Raw genomic sequence first — 19,180 nt, 5'->3', positions numbered from 1 at the left:
ATCAAAAGAAATTTAATGAATATGAAGAGAAATAGTATATTCAAAACATTGTTTTCTGCAATGATACTGGTTGCTGTAGCATCTTGTTCCGACTGGACAGGTGTAGAAAGTCTTAAACTAAATACGGCAACTATTGAGGAACAGAACCCTGAACTTTACGCTCAATACGTAAAGTCTTTGAATGAATTCAAGACATCGGAACATCAGGTTGTGATTACTTCCATTGACAATGTCAGCACTATTCCAACCTCGCGCAGCCAACATCTTACTGATATGCCCGACAGTATTGATTACATTTGTTTGAATAATATCATGGAAGTGAGCGAAGTAAATGCATCTGAAATGGAAGAGGTGCGTCGGTTAGGTACCAAAGTGTTAGGTCTGGTAGATTTCGATAAAATAGAAAGTGCATGGAAAAGAATCCTTGATGAGGAAGCTGCCAATGTACAAACTGTTTCCGATGAAACAGAGAATGAAGGAGAAGAAGAACCTGTTGATAATGCAACACGCTTTATCGAATACTGTAAGGATGAAGCGGCTAAACAAGTTGCAGCAAGCAGTGCTTTGGGTGTAGACGGAATTATAGCAAACTATACGGGTTTTGACCTTAATTCACTGGTTGAGGAAAACGAAATAGCTGCTGAAACAGCACGTCAAGCGGCATTTTTTGATGTGGTATCTAATTGGAAAGCTTCAAATACGGATAAAACAATTATTTTCAAAGGTTCTCCGCAAAATGTTATCGACAAGAAGTTATTTGCAGATTGTAAGTATATTATTGTAAATGCACATGCTGCCAAGAATCTAAATGAGATGTCATATCTTGTGTTAATGGCATCTGCCAAGGATGTACCCACCGACCGCTTTGTGATAGGGGTGACTACTCCTTATCTTACCAATTCAGGGAGTTATAATGGGAAACTAAGCGATGGTTCATCTGCTATCATAGGAGCGGCTCAATGGGCTGTCTCAAAGACTTCTGAATATACCAAAACCGGAATCTCGATTGATGCAGCGGAAAAAGACTACTTTAATGTTGTCAACATTTATCCGAATATAAAAGAAGCCATTAATATATTGAGTCCAACCGTTAAATAAAAAACATCTTATGAAACTAAACAATCTGATAATCACTGCTCTTGCCGGTTTCTCTGTATTTCTCGGTAGCTGCCGGAATTATGATGAAAACGAGCAACACTATGATAACAAGCTTTTTATTTCAGCATCCAACTTTACTAAAGAAATACTGTTTAAAGCTGGTGATACAAATGTAGAAGCTGGCATTTCCGTTGCTATAGCCAAACCTGAGGAACATGATATCATGGTAACTATGGCACCGGCTCCTGAACTTTTGTCAACTTATAAAATGGCATATTATGATGAAAGTGCAATACTTTTGCCTGAAGAACACTATTCCATGCCTGAAACTACTACAAGCATAAAGTCCGGTAGTATCGTCAGTCCTGAAGTGTTTATTGAATTCATCAATACAGGTGAGCTTGACCTCAAGACTACTTATGTACTCCCCGTAACTATTAAATCCGTGGAGGGAATTGGAGTATTACAAAGTGCCAAAACATATTATTATGTATTCCGCGGAGCATCACTCATTAATGTAGTATGCAATATTAATCGAAATCGTGCTTATCCCGATTTTAATAATGACTCTAAATTCAATCATTTGACGGAGCAGACAATGGAAATTTTGTTCAAAGCTACTTCGTTCCCCAATACATTAAATACACTAATGGGTATTGAAGGAAACTACCTGTTACGTATCGGTGATGCCGGCGTTCCAGCCAACCAATTACAGGTGGCTACCTCTGGCGGAAATTGTACAAGTACAGATCTACAGTTTGAAAGTAACAAATGGTATCATCTGGCTGTTACCTTTAACAGAGGTGTCATTAAGGTGTATGTCAATGGAGTAGAGAAACTTTCAGACTCTGTATCTAAAACTTCCGTTAATTTGGGAGCTAAACATACGAATGAAGAAGATGGTTCACGTTGTTTCTGGGTAGGTTACTCTTACTCAAGCGACCGTTACTTTGATGGAGTTGTTTCTGAAGCTAGAATTTGGAACCGGGTGCTTACTGCTGAGGAAATCCAATCTACCAATCACTTCTATACAGTAGAACCCGATTCAGAAGGACTTATTGCTTATTGGAAGTTCAACGAAGGCTCGGGAACTGTAGCAAAAGATTATAGTGCGAGTGGCTATGACTTGACCATTGAAAACGAACCTAATTGGGTGTCTGTCTCATTACCTCAATAATAAACTCATAAAATCTCGAATATGATAAATAATATCAAACATAGTTTTCTGCCATTGGCAATGTTTGCCATGACAATTTTTACCTCTTGTGAAGATGATATTGTAGTAGGGAGCAGGATTGATGAATCTCCTTATCTGACATCCACGCAGTTAAACGGTTTGCTACTGGATGAAAATACGAATAAAAACAGTTCTGTTGTGGAGCTCCGTCACAATGAGTACAGTACGAACGTAGTTTTTCGGCTATCCAAACTTCCTCAAAAAGGAGTAGATGTTCAAATAGCTGTTGATGAATCGTATGTGTCTACTTATAATGCTGCCCATGAGACTGATTTCAAAGCTTTCCCCGCAACCAACGTCAAAATAGCCAACAATGGTACTTTTGTGCTTGCGCCGGATGATAGAAATACTCCGAGTGTAAAAGTGACTTTCACCGCATTCGAAGGGATGAAAGAAGATGAAACATATATCATTCCTTTGACAGTTACCTCAACAACAGAAGGAGTTACATTTACCGAATCATCCAAACACATGGTACTTCTTGTGCAAGATTACCGTAACAGGCCTAACACCAATAAAGGAGAAGATGCGGTACAGATGGTACTCTACTTTGAAGTTAATGATACCAATCCGCTCAATGCTCTGGAGTTTCTGACAGAAAGTGGTAAGTATTACTTTGATCATATAGTGCTTTTTGCAGCTAACATTAACTGGGATCCTGAGAAGAAGCGTGTTTATTTGTCAAACAACGAGAATGTCCAATTCTTGCTTGATAATAATGACAAATATCTACAACCACTTCGTAAGGCTGGTATGAAAGTGATCATCAGTGTCTTAGGCAACCATGATGAAACGGGAGTAGCCCAACTTTCAGATATGGGAGCTAAAGAATTTGCTCGCGAATTGGCAGCTTATTGTCGTGCATACAATCTGGATGGTGTTGCTTTTGACGATGAATATTCAAAATCACCGGATTTATCTAATCCATGGCTTGCTAGTCACTCCGCTTATGCAGGTTCAAGGTTGATGTATGAGTGCAAAGTGGCGATGCCTGAAAAGATTGTTTCGCTCTACAATCTTGGAGCAATGTACTCAAATGGCCTTCAGGTCATTGACGGTGTCGATCCCGGTCAATATTGTGATTACGCTGTAGCTGATTATGGAGGGGCTGCAAGCCCTGGTCTCGGGATGACGCTGAAACAATGTGGCGGTATGTCGATTGAGCTTCGCCGTGGTAGCGGAAATTCAAGTGAATTAACGGCACGTTCTAAAAAAGAAGCCGGGTATGGATACTATATGTTTTTTGCGCTTGATCCTTCTTTGTATAGGTCGCAGGTGCCTCGTTGCCGGAGCGTATGCAGAGGATTGTATGGCGAAGAGCTTGTTTATCCGAGATACTATTACAGCAAAAACAGTACAGAGCGTAAGGCTCTCTAACAGAAGTTTATATTTCACCTTAAAAACAAAAAAGATGGACTTTCTAAAAAATATAATGATAACATTGTTGGCTGCTACCCTGTTGTGGGGTTGTTCCGATGATGATGAATCGATTGATGGCGGTGAGACTGCTATTTCATTATCTACCTATACTATTCAGGCTGATAAAAATGGAGGAGACATTACTGTTACAGTGACAAGCTCGGGAGATTGGAGATTGGCGGGCGTATGCGATTGGGCACACCCGTCGGTTACATCGGGAAAAGATGGTGACGTAGTCACTTTTACAATCGATCCTAATACACTGGACGAGAAACGTACGGCGACTTTCAAATTCTTTACAGGTTCTGCTGTAGCGCCTTTGCAGGTGGAAGTTTTGCCTGGTTATATGATAGATTTACTTTCTGATGATCACTTGTCGATCTCAAGAGAAGAAAATGCAATACAAATTCGGCTCAATACGAATGTCGCCGAACCTGTCATCACTTATAGCGAGGGTGGTGAAGAATGGTTGGCATTTGATAGACGCAGTGATTTTGGAGGTAAAGTCACCCTATCATTTAAAGCTGCAAAAAATGAAACGTATAAAGAACGTTCTGCTACAATCACTATTTCGAGTCCGCTTGTAACGAATCCTGTAAACGTCAGTGTAAACCAAAAAAGAACGGAAGCCATTATTCCGGAAACGGACGTTCTGATGTATGATCTTTCAGCGCGTACCATTTCATTTAAGGTCAGATATAATGTGGAATATACGGCTTCCATTGTGCAGGGAGACGAATGGATGACCGCACAATCGGTATCTCAACCGCAAGTAGGAGATGATGGTCTGACAACGGTAACTTTGACTTATACTCTCAGTGGTGCTACAGATACACGTGGAGGTCTTGTCTGGATAACTAATACGGATAATACGCTGATCAGTGAGGTTGTTGTAGTACAAAAGGATCCTGACGCTGAATTAGTAAATATTCCGGACCAAAAACTTAGAGAGCTTGTGGTAAAAAATAATTGGGCTCTTTCAATTGCAGGTTCTCAATGCATTATTTTGGAAGCGGGACGCAACGCCACTACGTTGTCTAATAGTTCATATTACAGTCAGCTCACGGATCTGACGGGAATAGAAAACTTCCCGAATCTCACTTCATTAAATTTAGGATATTGCACAAATATGAAGAAGCTTGATATTTCGGGGTTACATAAAGTAGAATCATTATCAGTCAGTAGCGTGGGATATTGTGAGGAATATAATTTAGGAGACAATCCGATCCGCAGTTTTAATGCAGGGGGAGTTTATGGATATTTATCTGTAGAAAGCCTTAAATTTAGTAGCAGTAAGTTGGAATCTTTAGATTTAAGTCTTATTTCATGGTATGCAAGTTATGATAATGTGACCTCGATTGATGTCTCAGAATGTCCGATGCTAACGACTTTAAACGCTAACCGTAGTGGCAAAGTTAAAACTCTTTATCTGAAAAAAGGTCAGGATATTCCGAATCTGATTAAAAATGATGCAACGACTATTGTCTATAAATAAACAAATAAAGAGGTCACTATCTGGCATGGCTCAGTAGGATAAAGCGGTTTTATTCATTGCTTATCCTCTTTAGACAAAATCCTCTTGCTTTACCTTATTTATACAGAATGGTAGAGCAGGAGGATTTTCTTTAGCTTCTTAATAACTATCCTTGGTTTTAATTAGGGACATTCATTAAATATTATAAAATGAGCCAACTAATTCATACACAAATTATTGCGAATTAGTTGGCTTTTTAGTATCTTTAGGTATTCCCCCGAAAACAAGGTTTGACGGCCCAAACGGGGGAAATTCCCCAACTAAGATATGGCTAAGATACAAAAAATTTCAGAAATCCACCCAACTTTGGGCTTTACAGAATTTGATATTCTGGAAAAATGCCGCAAGAGTTTTCATGAGAGTGAGCTTGGCAGGCTTCATTCGGTCTTTCCATTTGATCGTATGGCAAAAGCCGCAGGCCTGTCTGAACAACGTTTGGGCCGCAGGAACATATTCAGTCCTTCCGCAAAGATCGCCCTTATGGTCCTGAAGGCATACACCGGATTCTCCGACAGGAAACTGGTGGAACATCTGAACGGGAACATACACTACCAGATGTTCTGTGGCATCATGATCCCCCCGTCCCTTCCCATAACCAACTTCAAGATAGTCAGTGCCATCCGTAATGAGATAGCATCCCGCCTTGACATTGATTCCTTCCAGGAGATCCTGGCTTCACACTGGAAACCTTATCTTGATAACCTTCACGTCTGCATGACCGATGCCACATGCTATGAGAGCCACATGCGTTTTCCTACGGACATGAAACTCCTTTGGGAAAGCATCGAATGGCTCTACAGTCATATATGCCGGCATTGCAGGGATCTGGGCATAAGGCGTCCGCGCAACAAATACAGGAATGTGGCGGAATCCTATCTGTCCTACTGCAAGAAAAGAAAGAGGAGAGCTTCAAGGACAAGAATGCTTAAGCGCCGTATGATCAAGCTTCTTGAAAAGCTCCTCAGTCAAAGGGATGGGCTCCATAGCGAGTACGGTGCTTTACTCCGATATACGCAGGATTACCATAAGCGTCTTTCCATCATCAGAAAGGTGCTTGTACAGGAAAAGGAAATGTTTGAAGGGCGAAAAGTCAGTGACCGCATCATCAGCATCGACCGTCATTATGTACGTCCCATCGTCAGAGGCAAGGAAACCAAGTCCGTCGAGTTCGGTGCAAAGGTCAATAATATACAGATAGACGGCATATCGTTCATCGAACACCTCTCGTTCAAGGCTTTCAATGAGGGGATACGCTTGAAGGACTGTATCCGTATGCAGCAGAAGCTGATGAATGTAAGGGTAAGATGTGTGGCTGCCGATTCCATATATGCCAATAATGCCAACAGAAAGTTCTGTACTAAATATGGGATATCCACATCCTTTGTGCGCAAGGGAAGGGAGGGCAAAGATGAGCCTTTGAGGAAGGTGCTTAGAAGCGAACTCTCAAAAGAAAGGGCCACACGGCTTGAAGGAAGCTTCGGCACTCAAAAGCAACATTACTCGCTCGCAAGGATAAAGGCAAGGAACAAGAAGACGGAAATCCTGTGGATTTTCTTCGGAATACATACAGCAAATGCCATACTGATGATTGACAAGATCAGGAACAGAACGGGGAAAGCTGCATGATATGAGTTTACTGAAAGAATCAGAAGAGGTCAGAAGACTTCTTCCGGAACTTCATGTCTTGTCAGATAAGAGTATATGAGAATATACAGAAAAATGACAATAATAATGGCATATGAAGTGATTATACTCTATCATCTTCATATGCCATGGTATTTGGGGGGAACATTTACTGAATATTCCTAATGAGGGTGTGTCAAAAAGGGAATTATGACACACCCTCATTGGGTATCATAGAGAGAACTGCCTGTGAGATTAACTTTCTTCCAGCCAGCCTTTCCCTTGCCGGATGATCTCCAGTTCACCTTCGGTACATTTCACTACGGTGGAAGGTTCTATACCTCCGATACCTCCGTCAATGACCAGATCGACGATGTTACCGAATTTCTCATCTATCAGTTCGGGATTTGTTATATATTCCAACTCCTCATGCTCTTCGTGGGGCAGTGTAGCGGTCATAATGGGGGCATCTAGCAGGCGTGCGATTTCGCGGATGATGTTATTATCCGGCATACGAATACCCACCTCTTTCCGATTACGGAAGATTTTGGGCAGCCGGTTGGTTCCGTTCAAAATAAAAGTGAATGGTCCCGGAAGATTATGCTTCATCAGCTTGAAGACATTATTGTCTACTTTAGCATATTCGCTGATGCTACTCAAGTCATAACAGATGATAGACAGATTATTCTTTCGAGGGTCTATCTCTTTGATCCGGCATATCTGTTCTATGGCACGTTCCTTCAAACCATGACAGCCGATGGCGTACATCGTATCAGTGGGATAGATAATCAGTCCGCCGTCATTCAGGATATCGATGATTCGTTGTAAATCCTGCGGATTATTATTTTTGTCATATAGCTTCAGTAGCATAACTCGTGCTCCTTCTCTTTTATTTGAGTTTCTTTTTTAAGAAATCCAGTGCCTTTTCTGCAGCCTTCTCTGTCACTTTTTGTTTGATTGAATCCTTATTGGCGGTAGCGGCAGAGTCCAGTCCCAGTTTCTGTCCGAGTTTGCTGATTGCTTCATCGGCTACAGCTTCGACAGCTTGGTTGGCCATGCTTTTAGTATCAACGCTGACTTTCGGAGAGGTAAATGAACCGCCGATCTTCAAATCGAGAGTCATTAGTTTAGAGATATTGCCTACAGATGCGGGCAGCTTCACTTTTCCGGAATAGTCGATGGTTTGATCGAGTCCTGTACTGCCGGAAAGATTCAATGTGTAGTCTCCCATTTTGATATCGAACGGTTGGGTTTCTACGCGTCCGTCTTTGATGGTGAAATTCAGTGTCATATCTTTCACCTTCATCTCTTTCAGACTTGGCTGTTTGACAGCATCGGCTATCTGGTCGATTGCTTTTACTCCGCTTAAACTAAGATCACGGGTGGAAAGGCTACCGTCACCTTGCATTGTATTCAGTACGGGGCTCATGGTTGCATCTAAATCTGTCAGTACATGGATGCTTCCGGAGAAATTACCTTTCAGGTTTTCGAAGATAGGAGCCATCTTCTGCACCATATCCAACTCTTTGTAAGCTTGTGCGAAACCGATATTCGAGAGTTTGAATCCGGCTTTCATTTCCGGCTTCTTTACGTTGGCAGTGGAGTAGTAGCCGTTCATGACCACGTTGCCACCCATGGTATTCATGGAGAGGTTTTTCATATCCACTTTACCATCTTTTACCACAAGCTTGCCATTCATATCATTGAAAGACATCTTATCGAATAACACTTGTTTCAGGTTAGCGTCCATCTGAAAGTCGATGTTGCGAGGAACTTCCATAATACCCGTGACTGCTGTAGCTACAGAGTCGGTAGACGCAGTTTCCGATGCAGTCGTTTCATCCGCAGAAGCGGTCATGAAGTCGTTCAGATTGAAATAGTTGGAACGAATATTCAGATTTCCTTTCAATGTAGTACCCTTCAATGCGTAACCGATATAGTTTTCAAACCGGCTGTCGGCTGTGATGTCATTCTTTCCGATGTTGACGGTTGTTTCACTCAACTGGAGGTATTTGGGGGTGAAAGTGAAGAGAGACTTCTTGATCTCTACGTCCGGCATATCTTTCATTTTGAGTTTCATTCCTGTCAGTCCGATAGTGCCTGAAGCTTGCATACGTTCGTATTCCTCTTTTTCGATATAGGAAAGGCGTCCTGACATTTGCATATCGGCATCAATGGTACCGTTCAACTCCATGTCTCCAAGTGGATAGACCTGTTTGATCATGCCTAGGTTGAGAACCCCTTTAGCTTCTGCTTTAAAGTCAGGATCGCTGATCGGTGTTTTTACATTAGCGGTCAGGCTAAACGGATTTCCGGCAAGACGGAAACTGAAAGGATTGATATTGACTGTAGTCAGGTCGATATTTCCTCCCGGGTTCTGGACATTGGCACTGATATTGATTTGATCCACTCCTGCCGGTAGAGCCGGATAACGGAACATGGCATTCTTGACTTGCATGTCGATGTTGAATGTAGGAACGACGTCACCCTGCAAGACACCTTTGGCTGTTGCGGTAAGTGTAGCGGTTCCGTCTGTTTTCAGACTGGAGAATTCCGTTGCATAAATGGCTGGAATCAGTGACAGGATTTCCTTAAATCCGATATCGTTCGTGTTCAGTTTCAAGTCCATGTCGATAGCTGGATCTTTCAAAGCTACCCAACCATCGATGCTTGCCTGAATGGCGTTGAGGCGGATGGTGTTGTCTTTTAATGTGTATTTGTTATTGGCAAGGTCGGCATCCACATCCATTGTCGCGGAGATATTGGTATTGGCCAGGAAAGGAATTCCATTCATCTTGTAGGTGAGTGATTGGGTTTCCGCTTCCAAACTCAGAGTGGTACGGTCACTTCCTAAGTCTCCGGCACAGATTGCGTTAAAGTCGCGGATATCAGCATACATCATCCCTTCTTGATCGTCATAAATCAGGTTCATGTTTTTGATAACAAAGCGTTGTAGCTTTACTTTGAAAGGAGAAGATGTTTCTTCTGAAACAGGAGTTTCGGCTGTTGCTGTTGTATCCGATTTCATAATATCCCAGTTGGCATGTCCGTCCGGCAAGACAATGGCATGTAGCCGTGTATCTTCAATAAATATTTTAGAAATATCGTAACCACTATCTCCGAAAAGAGAGAATAAATTGACTGCAGCAGTAATTTCTCCGGCTTGTACAAGGGTGTCGTTGGCAAATTCACCAGCACCTTTCAACCAGAAATCCTCGAGAGTGACAGAAGCCTGTGGAAAGTTTCGAAACAGGCTAATGTTCAGGTTTTTAAAGTCAAATTGTGCATTAAGCATCTTATTGCCTTCTGTTTTTACAATGTCGGCTATCTTTCCTTGGAAGGCGAAAGGAAGAAGGAACATCAGAATGATGATTGCTCCTACTGTGATAGCAGCGATTTTCAAACCTTTTTTCATTTGCTTTTGTTTTAAGAGTCTGAGATATAACAGAGGACAAAACTAATAAAAGTTTTTGATTAATAGTGTTTTGCTCTTGAAAAACATGTCATTATTAAACAACAATAAGATTTGGATATAAAGAAAAAGAAAGATAATGAATGTATATCCTTCGCCAAACAATTTCACTACAGAGGACACGGAAGTTAATATTTTTTATTCATTATAGAGTAACACAGAGTCTCACGTATTTATAATCATATTTATCACTCTGTTTTATTTCCCTTTTTTCTTTCTAAGTTCTTCTGCAATTCTCCATTGTAAGGCGGCTTCTCCTTCCCTCCCGACTTTCAACAGAGCGTCTCCGAAGAGTTCGTGTGCACCGGCATGTTCCGGTTTCAGACTGGTGGCCTTGTCCAGGTCGGCAATGGCACCTTCTGTGTTTTCAGTTTTTAGCCGGAGCTTTCCGCGGTTATAGACAGCTTTAAAGTTTGTCGGGTAGAGAGTGACTGCGGTGTTAAAGCAGTTTTCCGCATCGAAATACTCTTTGTTGTTGAAGAGAGTGATTCCTTTGCGTATCCAGGCATCCACATAATTAGGATCGAGACTCAGTGCCTTGTCATAGTTGGCGAGGGCGGCACGCGAGTCGTGTGCCTGGGTGATACATTCGTTGCCCATTAATAGATATTCGTGAGCATATTGGCGGAGGCGTTCTTGCTGTTCGCGCATTTGCTCTTTGAGTTTCTTATTCTGCTCTTTCAAAGTGTTTATGACACCGAGTTTACGTCGGATAAAACGGCGGGGAACAGGTTTTTCAATATCATAGCGGGAATGAATGGCGCGGAAAAACTGCTCCAGGCATTCTTCCATGTCTCCTTTGTCGAAAGCGCGTGAAGCAGCGGCGTATTGCACATCAGCCTGTGCTTGTTTCAGAGCTTTGTCGATGGCTTGTCGGTCGTTGAAGCGCTTGGCAAAGTTTACGATTTCGGGGCGGACGAAGATGTCAGTACGGTTGATAGTTTTTTTGAGCTGAATGCCCTCCAGTGAGGTGCAGCGGCTTAATGCCACGTATGTTTGTCCACCTGCAAATACACCCCCTGTGAAGTCGATGACTACACGGCTGAAAGTCAGTCCCTGACTCTTATGAACAGTGATGGCCCAAGCTAACCGGATGGGATATTGTGTGAAGCTACCTAAGACTTCTTCTTCTATTTCTTTGGTCTTTTCGTTATACCGATAACGGATATTGCGCCATGACTCACGCTTTACGTCACATTCTTTTCCATCATCGGTGATGACATAGATCGTTTCTTCTTCCGTATCAATTCCGGCAATGACACCAATTGTACCGTTTACCCACCTGCGGTCGAAATCATTTTTAATAAAGATGATTTGTGCACCGGGTTTCAATACGAGCTCTTGTGAAGTGGGTAAACTACTTTCGGGGAAATCTCCTTCGATAACTCCTTCAAAAGTAATTGATTCTCCGGGAAGTTCTGCCAGTTTCTTTTCGTTGATAGAATCTACCGTGTCTCTGCGGGTGGCCAGAGTGATATACATATCAGCTTCCGATTCTTCTATCTGACTTCCATAACGGGTGTTCAGTAGTTGCAGATCAGCCGCTCCGGCTGTATTGTTCCGGATATGGTCGAGGACACCGACAAAAACGGGATCCGTTTGGCGGTATACCTTTTGAAGTTCGATGGATACCAGGTCTATCTGACCGAATACTCTGGCAGAGAAAAAGTAAGGAGTAGGATAGAAGCGGTTCAATATTTCCCGTTCGTCGCTTTTTACGACCGGTTCCAGCTGGAATACGTCACCTACCAATAACAGTTGTTTTCCTCCGAAAGGTTCGCGTAGGTTGTGAGAATATACACGAAGGATGCGGTCGATGGCATCAATGATGTCCGCCCGTACCATTGAAATCTCGTCAATGATGACTAGTTCAATTTGTTCCAGCAGTTTCCGGTGAGGCTTGGTATATTTGAAAAAATCATGGATACGACCACGCTGGAGAGTCAAATTCGGGTCATCCGGTAGCAGTGGATAGAAAGGAAGTTTGAAGAAACTGTGCATCGTACTTCCACCAGCGTTAATCGCGGCAATTCCGGTTGGTGCAAGTACTACATGTTTCTTCTTGGTATGCTCGCAGACATAACGCAGGAATGTAGATTTTCCTGTACCGGCCTTTCCTGTTAGAAAGACCGATTGACGGGTGTATTGAATGAGGCTCAGTGCATCCTGAAATGCGGCGTTATCAGTATCTACGCTCATATTGGCATGTTGATTAAATAATTCCGAAATGCTTCATTGCTTTGCTGATTCCGTCCTCATCTACTGAACCTGTAACATAATCGGCAGCGGCTTTCACATCTTCCTTGGCTTGCCCCATGGCTACTCCGATAGCCGCATGGCGGAGCATGCTGATGTCATTTCCTCCATCTCCGAATGCCATCGTCTCTTCCAGCTTGATATCCAAATAACGGATGATTTCATCTATTCCTTTTTGTTTGGTGTCTCCCTTGGCAGTAATATCTGCGAATGCCGGATGCCAACGCCCTATTTCACAAGTGGGGATGGACGGGCGGATTTCTTTTTCTTCTTCCTCTGTGATAAAAGGAGTCATTTGTATGATTTCCTTGTTTGTTGCTTCTTCGAAAGATACAGACGGGATAACATCTACATGTAGGAAATCATAGAATATTTTCTTTACCATATCGTTGGGTTGGCAAACGGAGATATGATGCTCCTCTACGAAAATGCAGGGCGTATCTTTCTTTTCGCAGAAAGCTGCCATTGTTTTCACTTCTTCCTGCGGGATGACGCTTTTATAAATAATTTTCTCTCCGACAAAACAATAGGCTCCGTTCATGGTTATATATCCATCGATCAGGTTCCGGTCTTGCAATTCGGAAAGATTGTTGATAATGGCTTTCGGGCGTCCGGTAGCGATAAATAGTTTAAGCCCTTTTGCATGGGCGGTTTCCAATGCCTCGATGGTAGAAGACGGGATACGGTGAGTCTCAAAACTAACCAGCGTTCCGTCTATATCAAAAAATAAAGCTTTCGTCATAAATTCTTTTTGAATTGAGTACAAATGTACTACTTTTGTCTCACATAACATAAAATACTCATGCAGTATGAACTATAATTTTGATGAAATAATAAACCGTAACGGTACGGACTCCGTAAAATGGGACGGAGTGGAACATCGTTGGGGGCGGAACGATTTGATTCCTATGTGGGTAGCTGATATGGATTTTCGCACAGCTCCTTTTGTTATCGATGCTTTGAAGAAACGTCTGGACCATGAAGTGCTGGGTTATACCTTTGCTTGCAAAGAATGGTCGGAGTCTATTATTAACTGGGTGAAGGAGCGCCATGGCTGGGCAATCCGTGAAGAGATGCTGACTTTCACTCCCGGTATTGTTCGCGGCTTGGCTTTTGCCATCCATTGTTTCACGGAGAAAGGAGATAAGGTAATGGTCATGCCTCCTGTCTATCATCCTTTCTTTCTTGTGACGCAGAAGAACGAACGTCAAGTGGTTTACAGTCCGCTGGTATTAAAAGACGGGCAATATCATATTGATTTCGACCGTTTCCGCAAAGATGTGCAGGGGTGCAAGCTGCTTATTCTGAGCAATCCCCATAATCCGGGCGGACGTGTATGGACGAAAGAAGAACTGTCACAGATCGCTGACATCTGCTATGAAAGCGGTACATTAGTGATTTCTGATGAAATTCATGCCGACTTGACGCTGCCTCCTTATAAACATGTTACCTTTGCTCTGATTTCTGAGAAAGCACGGATGAACTCTCTTGTCTTTATGTCTCCGAGCAAAGCGTTCAATATGCCCGGACTGGCAAGCTCGTATGCAATCATTGAGAATGATGAACTTCGTCGTCAGTTTCAGATATATATGGAGGCAAGCGAGTTCAGTGAAGGACACTTATTCGCTTATCTCAGTGTAGTGGCGGCATACAGTCATGGTACTGAATGGCTGGATCAGGTCATTGCTTATATTAAAGGAAATATTGACTTCACGGAAAATTATCTGAAAGAGCGGATTCCTGTCATCAGAATGATTCGTCCGCAAGCATCCTACCTTATCTTTTTAGATTGTCGTGAGTTGGGATTAAGTCTGGAGGGGCTGAATCGCCTGTTCGTAGAAGATGCTCATTTGGCTTTGAATGAAGGCACGACGTTCGGCAAAGAAGGTGAAGGATTTATGCGGTTGAATGTAGCCTGTCCGCGTGCTACGCTGGAGAAGGCTTTGAGGCAGTTGGAACAAGCTGTAACTGATTTGAAATGAACTTTTTCCCGGAAAAGTTGGCTTCTTATACAGTAAATTCTATCAGGTACTTTATTTCCTGCCTTGAAACACTTTGTTTCGAGGCACAAAACACTTTGTTTCGAGGCGCAAAACACTTTGTTTCGAGGCGCAAAACACTTTGTTTCAAGGCGCAAAACACTTTGTTTCGAGGCGCAAAACGCTTTGTTTCAAGGCGCAAAACACTTTGTTTCAAGGCGGGAAACACTTTGTTTCAAGCTGCAATCTATTGCATTATGACTTATACTAGAAATGGTTGTCACTTTTAGAGGCTAGTTACTAAATAAGTTGTCACATTCTGTTATTCATAACTAAAACAGTTGTTAGTTTCTTCCCTTTGCTCCTAAGATAGTTGTCATACGTAAAAACAATGGACAAATCTGAGTGTGCTCGGGCTCTCGGTATCGCAAATATAGTATTTATTTATCATATGGAACCTTATTTTTTCCACAATGATTTTCCCGGCACCTCTCCATGATATACGTCCATGGGTTTTTTCATACCTATGCTCATATGTGGTCGTCCATTATTATAGAAGTCAATCATTCGCGTAATCTGCTCCCGTGCCATCTCTTTATCCCTGAACAGCGACATGCCGTATATCCATTCCGTTTTCAGGATGCCATTCATCCTTTCTGCTACCGCATTGTCCGTCGGGTTGTAATCTTCAGTCATGCTCACACGTATATGATGAGTGACCAGTGTGTCGATATAGGCATCGCAGGCATACTGTACCCCCCGGTCGGAATGGTGGATTGTGCCGCAAAGATTGCCACCTCCGGCCTCATTGATGGCCTGTTCCAGTGCCTGTAGCGTATATTCGGCATGCAAACTGGGAGAGAGCACCCATCCTAAAACGGCATGTGAGTACATGTCCGTTACAAGATGGAGGTAGCATACGCCACCTTCAATCCAGATGTAAGTGATGTCACATACCCAGATATGGTTCGGGTATTGTGCCGTTACCCCCTTGATCAGATTCGGATACTTCTTGTAAAGATGGTGGGAGTCCGTCGTATGCCTGGGTTTCTTCGGGGGTAGCATAAGGCGTTCCGAACGCAGCAGATGAAGGAAGGCATCCCGCCCTCCGGTTATCTCGCTTCCATAAAGGGAGCGGAGCTCATGGTATAATTTCAAACCACCGATGCCCGGAGCCTTTGAGCGGTAGAAGAAGACGGCATCCAAGATGGCTGTTCTGATCTGATGACGCGACAAAAGATTTTTTTTCTTTTTGTAATAGGCCTGGGAAGACATGCCAAACAGTCCGCAAAGGGTTTTCACACTGATGTGAGGAAACTCTTCACGAAGGCCGGTGACTATTTGGCACCATCTTTTTTTAAGATGGAAATCCCTTCTTCTCTTTCTGTGAGTTCAATCAGTCTTTCAAAGGCATGGGAACGAAGTTTTTCAAGTTCCAAAGCCTTTCTCAGACGCAAATTTTCCGCTTCAAGAAGTTCTTCTTTAGATTTTGATTTTGGATTCTTTTTCATTTGAAGATCTGACAGAAGTTCGGGGGACAAAGATAAGGAATCCGAATCAATTGCATAACACTTTTGCCAACGCAGAATATAAGTATGGTTGGGTAAACCCCATTTCTTGGCAGTAGCAAACATTGACAAACCGCTACTGAAGTAATCACGGAGAACTTCCAATTTGAAAGTCTCAGAATAAATCTTACGAGATAATTTAGACATAATTTTTCTTTTTTTATGTCTCTAAAAAGGTGTCAACCTAAATCCGTATAAGACATTAGATTTACCGGAATCAGCCGTACCTTACTATTCAAGCCGGAGGGTAAAGGATTCCAATGTCCATAATTGGCCGGACGATAGTTCAAATTGACTATATTGATTTCTTTGAATTTACGCCACTGCACTCCCTGCCTGTCTAATGCTGCAATTCGATTCGCAGGGAGATTCGTGACTTCTATCTCGATGTGGTTTTTTCCGGTTTTTAGGAACTGTCCTACCTTTAGTTGATAAGGCACTGCCCATGCACATCCCGCTTCCTGTCCATTGATGCGGACACGGGCACTTTCACGTACATCTCCCAAATCAAGAATCCAGTCGTCAGCCTGCCAAGCCGGCAATTCGATGTCTAAGGAATAAACACCGGTTCCCATGTTCGTTTGGGCTGCCGGATGATTGATATGGGTCCATGAACAGGGGTGATCTATATCAAATGTTCCTTCAATTTCCGGGTTGCTTTCGGCGAAGTGTAACTTCCAGCCATGATCCAGACGAAGGCTGAAAGGTTGTTCTTTGACATATTTCCACGGCTTGGATGCTTGCAAAGGTTGTTGATAGGTTTGCAGAATGATCGATTCACCGGATTTTAATTGTAGATAGACTTGTGTTTTTCCGTCTACTTGTCTTACTTTAGCTTCACCACATTCTCCGGTCATGGGATTGAAGAGAGCGGCTGCGACTGCATTCGTTCCCAATGTGATCCAACCGTCCACCCCTTTATTTTGTAAAGAAGAGATGAAATAGTGGTGTCCCGTATCATTCACTCGCCGGATCGCTTGTAGTCCGAATTTGGTTTTCATTTCTTCAGGAAAGATATTGCAGCTGGCCAATGTACGTGCATAATCCGTTCCTGTGATGATCTTCCCCTTTCCAATTGGAGTAACGGTTGTCTCCGAGAAAGAAACAGCCGGAAGTTGCCGGAGCGTACGCTGGTAACTTTGGCGCTTTTGTTCCAACTGACCGTATCCCGGTACATCTGTCGGATAATTTTCGAGGAATACGATAGTAGCTCCCTGTTTGGCAAGTTCATAAAGATGTGCCAATACATCACTCGGCATTAAGTGCGCAGCAGGCACTACCAATGCTTTGTAGCCCGTTCCGCCCGAAGTAACCAACTGTCCGCCTTTGAAACGCGTACTGCGAATAAAGTTATCGGAAATATAATCCCCGTCATACCCGCTGTTGTTGATGCGATGGATAGCGTCGATAAACTTAGGAGCCAGTTTATCCATGTGGTGTATCGTGAATAATAACAATCGTCCCGGTTGCTCATTCCACATATCATATACCGGAAGATAAATCAAGAAATCATTGTCCGGTCGTCCCATTTGCAGAAAGCTCTGGCAGCGGGTGATATAGTTGAAGAACGAAGGAGCATCACGCCAAATACTGTTTGTCGGGCTCATATTAATAGAAGCGTAGAACAACCATCCGGGCCATTCGGCTTCTTTCGGAGAATACGGAGTACCGTGGAAAAACATGTGATTGACACCGGAAACAAACATCAGATCCATATCCGGTTTGCATTGTGACAGGGAAGTGCGGAAATGCTCTGTCAGCCAGGTGAATGTTTCGGAAGAAGTATAGGGCTTTCCCGCGATGTGGGCGGCCGAAGAAGCATATTTCAATATAGACAGGTCAGAATCATTCTTTTTAGTTAAAGAATCCTGACGTAATCCTTCGATATGGAATTGCGATAGTCCGAAACTCTCACATTCGGGAATATCCACGGCTGCATAGATATCAATTAGATTGCCGGGCGAACCATGTGCCTGGTTGCGGGTGATACTGCCGTTCTTATGTGCCCAGTTCGTCCACTGACAGGTAAAGTTTTCCAATAACAAATCGGAAATCGTTTCCCGGTAATCGGATACGATACGTCTGCTGACCTCCGGACGACTTTTGTCCAGAAATTCGGGGAAATGTTTTTCCAGTTTGTATCCCCGGCGACGGGCGAATTGTTCCAAGAAATCTTCTGTCCAGTCTGCCTGGTACACTTCGTAAGAATCGTTGAAGAATGTATGGGGATAGCTTGTCTTGCTGCTTTTGAAAGCACGGTCAAAACGGGAAAGGTAGTTCCTTACCGCCTTCTTTGACAGATGGTTCATGACATATCCTTCTCCTCCGGGAGCGGCACGTTTTACTTTTTGTCGTGTCTTACCGATATAAAGAACTACGATTCTCCATTTGCCGGCAGGTGCTTTCCATTGTAGCTTGTCTTTTTTTACGTGGGCGGTCAGGTTGATACATTTACCTTTCTCATCGTAAGCCATCACCCGGCTTAGTACGGAAGATGCTTGCTGTTTAGGGTTGGTTACATTGATATCTTGTTCAATCTCTTTGCCTCCCTCTAAGTCGTATGTTTGGAAAATAGCCTTGGTGGCTGCATCTTCAATGCTGACTTCCGGTCCGCCGAAAGGCCATCCGGTTCCGGTATTCATGTCAATCTCGATACCGGTACGCTTTCCTTCCGCTTGTGTGTGTTTGAGAACTTCCATCCAGCGGGGAGAGAGGAATTGAATCTCGTTCGCATCATTGCCCTGTACTCCGTAGATGGGAGTAATTTCTACCGTTCCCATCCCGGTGCGTGCATATTCTTCCAGATTGTATGTCAGGTTCTTTTCGTCTACGGCACTTCCCAGCCACCACCATCTGGCGCCGGGACGTGCTTCCACCGGAGCATCCGGCCATTGCTGTGCTTGCATTACTCCACCTGTGGCAAGCAGGCAAAGTACTATCCATTGTCTTTTGTTCATCATTCTTTCGGTGTATTATAATATACTATGTTTTCTG

The 19,180-nt window shown here is 43.1% G+C and carries 13 protein-coding genes; 6 read left to right on the top strand and 7 right to left on the bottom strand.

Going from position 1 to position 19,180, the window contains the following annotated elements; all coding sequences use genetic code 11:
- Window positions 1-21 precede the first annotated feature (21 nt).
- From AB9N12_RS03300 to AB9N12_RS03280, 5 genes are all read left to right on the top strand, one after another.
- On the top strand, window positions 22-1,098 hold the full coding sequence (locus AB9N12_RS03300; protein WP_369889647.1) for a glycoside hydrolase family 18: 1,077 nt from the start codon (window positions 22-24) through the stop codon (window positions 1,096-1,098).
- 10 nt (window positions 1,099-1,108) lie between these two features.
- A complete protein-coding gene (locus tag AB9N12_RS03295) occupies window positions 1,109-2,275 on the top strand; it encodes a DUF1735 and LamG domain-containing protein (RefSeq protein WP_369889645.1) in 1,167 nt (388 codons plus the stop codon).
- 21 nt (window positions 2,276-2,296) lie between these two features.
- A complete protein-coding gene (locus AB9N12_RS03290; RefSeq protein WP_369889643.1) occupies window positions 2,297-3,712 on the top strand; it encodes a BT_3987 domain-containing protein in 1,416 nt (471 codons plus the stop codon).
- 34 nt (window positions 3,713-3,746) lie between these two features.
- Window positions 3,747-5,249: a BACON domain-containing protein gene (locus tag AB9N12_RS03285; protein ID WP_369889641.1), complete on the top strand. Its 1,503-nt coding sequence runs from the start codon at window positions 3,747-3,749 to the stop codon at window positions 5,247-5,249.
- 306 nt (window positions 5,250-5,555) lie between these two features.
- Window positions 5,556-6,914 carry a transposase gene (locus tag AB9N12_RS03280; protein WP_369889639.1) on the top strand — a complete coding sequence of 453 codons (1,359 nt, stop codon included), beginning with the start codon at window positions 5,556-5,558 and terminating at the stop codon, window positions 6,912-6,914.
- A gap of 252 nt (window positions 6,915-7,166) precedes the next feature.
- On the opposite strand, the gene AB9N12_RS03275 is transcribed toward AB9N12_RS03280, so the two are convergent.
- From AB9N12_RS03275 to AB9N12_RS03260, 4 genes are all read right to left on the bottom strand, one after another.
- Window positions 7,167-7,781 (bottom strand): L-threonylcarbamoyladenylate synthase, encoded by a 615-nt coding sequence (locus tag AB9N12_RS03275; RefSeq protein WP_369889637.1) that lies wholly within the window; start codon window positions 7,779-7,781, stop codon window positions 7,167-7,169.
- 19 nt (window positions 7,782-7,800) lie between these two features.
- Window positions 7,801-10,326 (bottom strand): AsmA-like C-terminal region-containing protein, encoded by a 2,526-nt coding sequence (locus AB9N12_RS03270; protein ID WP_369889635.1) that lies wholly within the window; start codon window positions 10,324-10,326, stop codon window positions 7,801-7,803.
- 255 nt (window positions 10,327-10,581) lie between these two features.
- Window positions 10,582-12,582 carry a tetratricopeptide repeat protein gene (locus AB9N12_RS03265; RefSeq protein WP_369889633.1) on the bottom strand — a complete coding sequence of 667 codons (2,001 nt, stop codon included), beginning with the start codon at window positions 12,580-12,582 and terminating at the stop codon, window positions 10,582-10,584.
- A 13-nt stretch (window positions 12,583-12,595) separates the two neighbouring features.
- Window positions 12,596-13,381, bottom strand: a complete 786-nt coding sequence (locus AB9N12_RS03260; protein ID WP_369889631.1) for a Cof-type HAD-IIB family hydrolase — start codon at window positions 13,379-13,381, stop codon at window positions 12,596-12,598.
- Window positions 13,382-13,448: 67 nt separating this feature from the next.
- Between AB9N12_RS03260 and AB9N12_RS03255 the strand changes: the two genes are divergently transcribed.
- Window positions 13,449-14,621, top strand: a complete 1,173-nt coding sequence (locus AB9N12_RS03255; RefSeq protein ID WP_369889629.1) for a MalY/PatB family protein — start codon at window positions 13,449-13,451, stop codon at window positions 14,619-14,621.
- 456 nt (window positions 14,622-15,077) lie between these two features.
- On the opposite strand, the gene AB9N12_RS03250 is transcribed toward AB9N12_RS03255, so the two are convergent.
- The 3 genes from AB9N12_RS03250 to AB9N12_RS03240 are packed head-to-tail and all read right to left on the bottom strand — an operon-like array spanning window position 15,078 to window position 19,146.
- A complete protein-coding gene (locus AB9N12_RS03250; protein WP_369889013.1) occupies window positions 15,078-15,920 on the bottom strand; it encodes an IS3 family transposase in 843 nt (280 codons plus the stop codon).
- A gap of 35 nt (window positions 15,921-15,955) precedes the next feature.
- On the bottom strand, window positions 15,956-16,333 hold the full coding sequence (locus tag AB9N12_RS03245; protein ID WP_369889012.1) for a hypothetical protein: 378 nt from the start codon (window positions 16,331-16,333) through the stop codon (window positions 15,956-15,958).
- A gap of 32 nt (window positions 16,334-16,365) precedes the next feature.
- Window positions 16,366-19,146 carry a glycosyl hydrolase gene (locus AB9N12_RS03240; protein ID WP_369889627.1) on the bottom strand — a complete coding sequence of 927 codons (2,781 nt, stop codon included), beginning with the start codon at window positions 19,144-19,146 and terminating at the stop codon, window positions 16,366-16,368.
- Between the last annotated feature and the right edge of the window lie 34 nt (window positions 19,147-19,180).

Source organism: Bacteroides sp. AN502(2024), assembly GCF_041227145.1.
In the GTDB taxonomy this organism is placed as follows: Bacteria; Bacteroidota; Bacteroidia; order Bacteroidales; family Bacteroidaceae; genus Bacteroides.
Note: the sequence above shows the minus strand (reverse complement) of the source record. Positions and strands in the feature narration are given on the sequence as shown.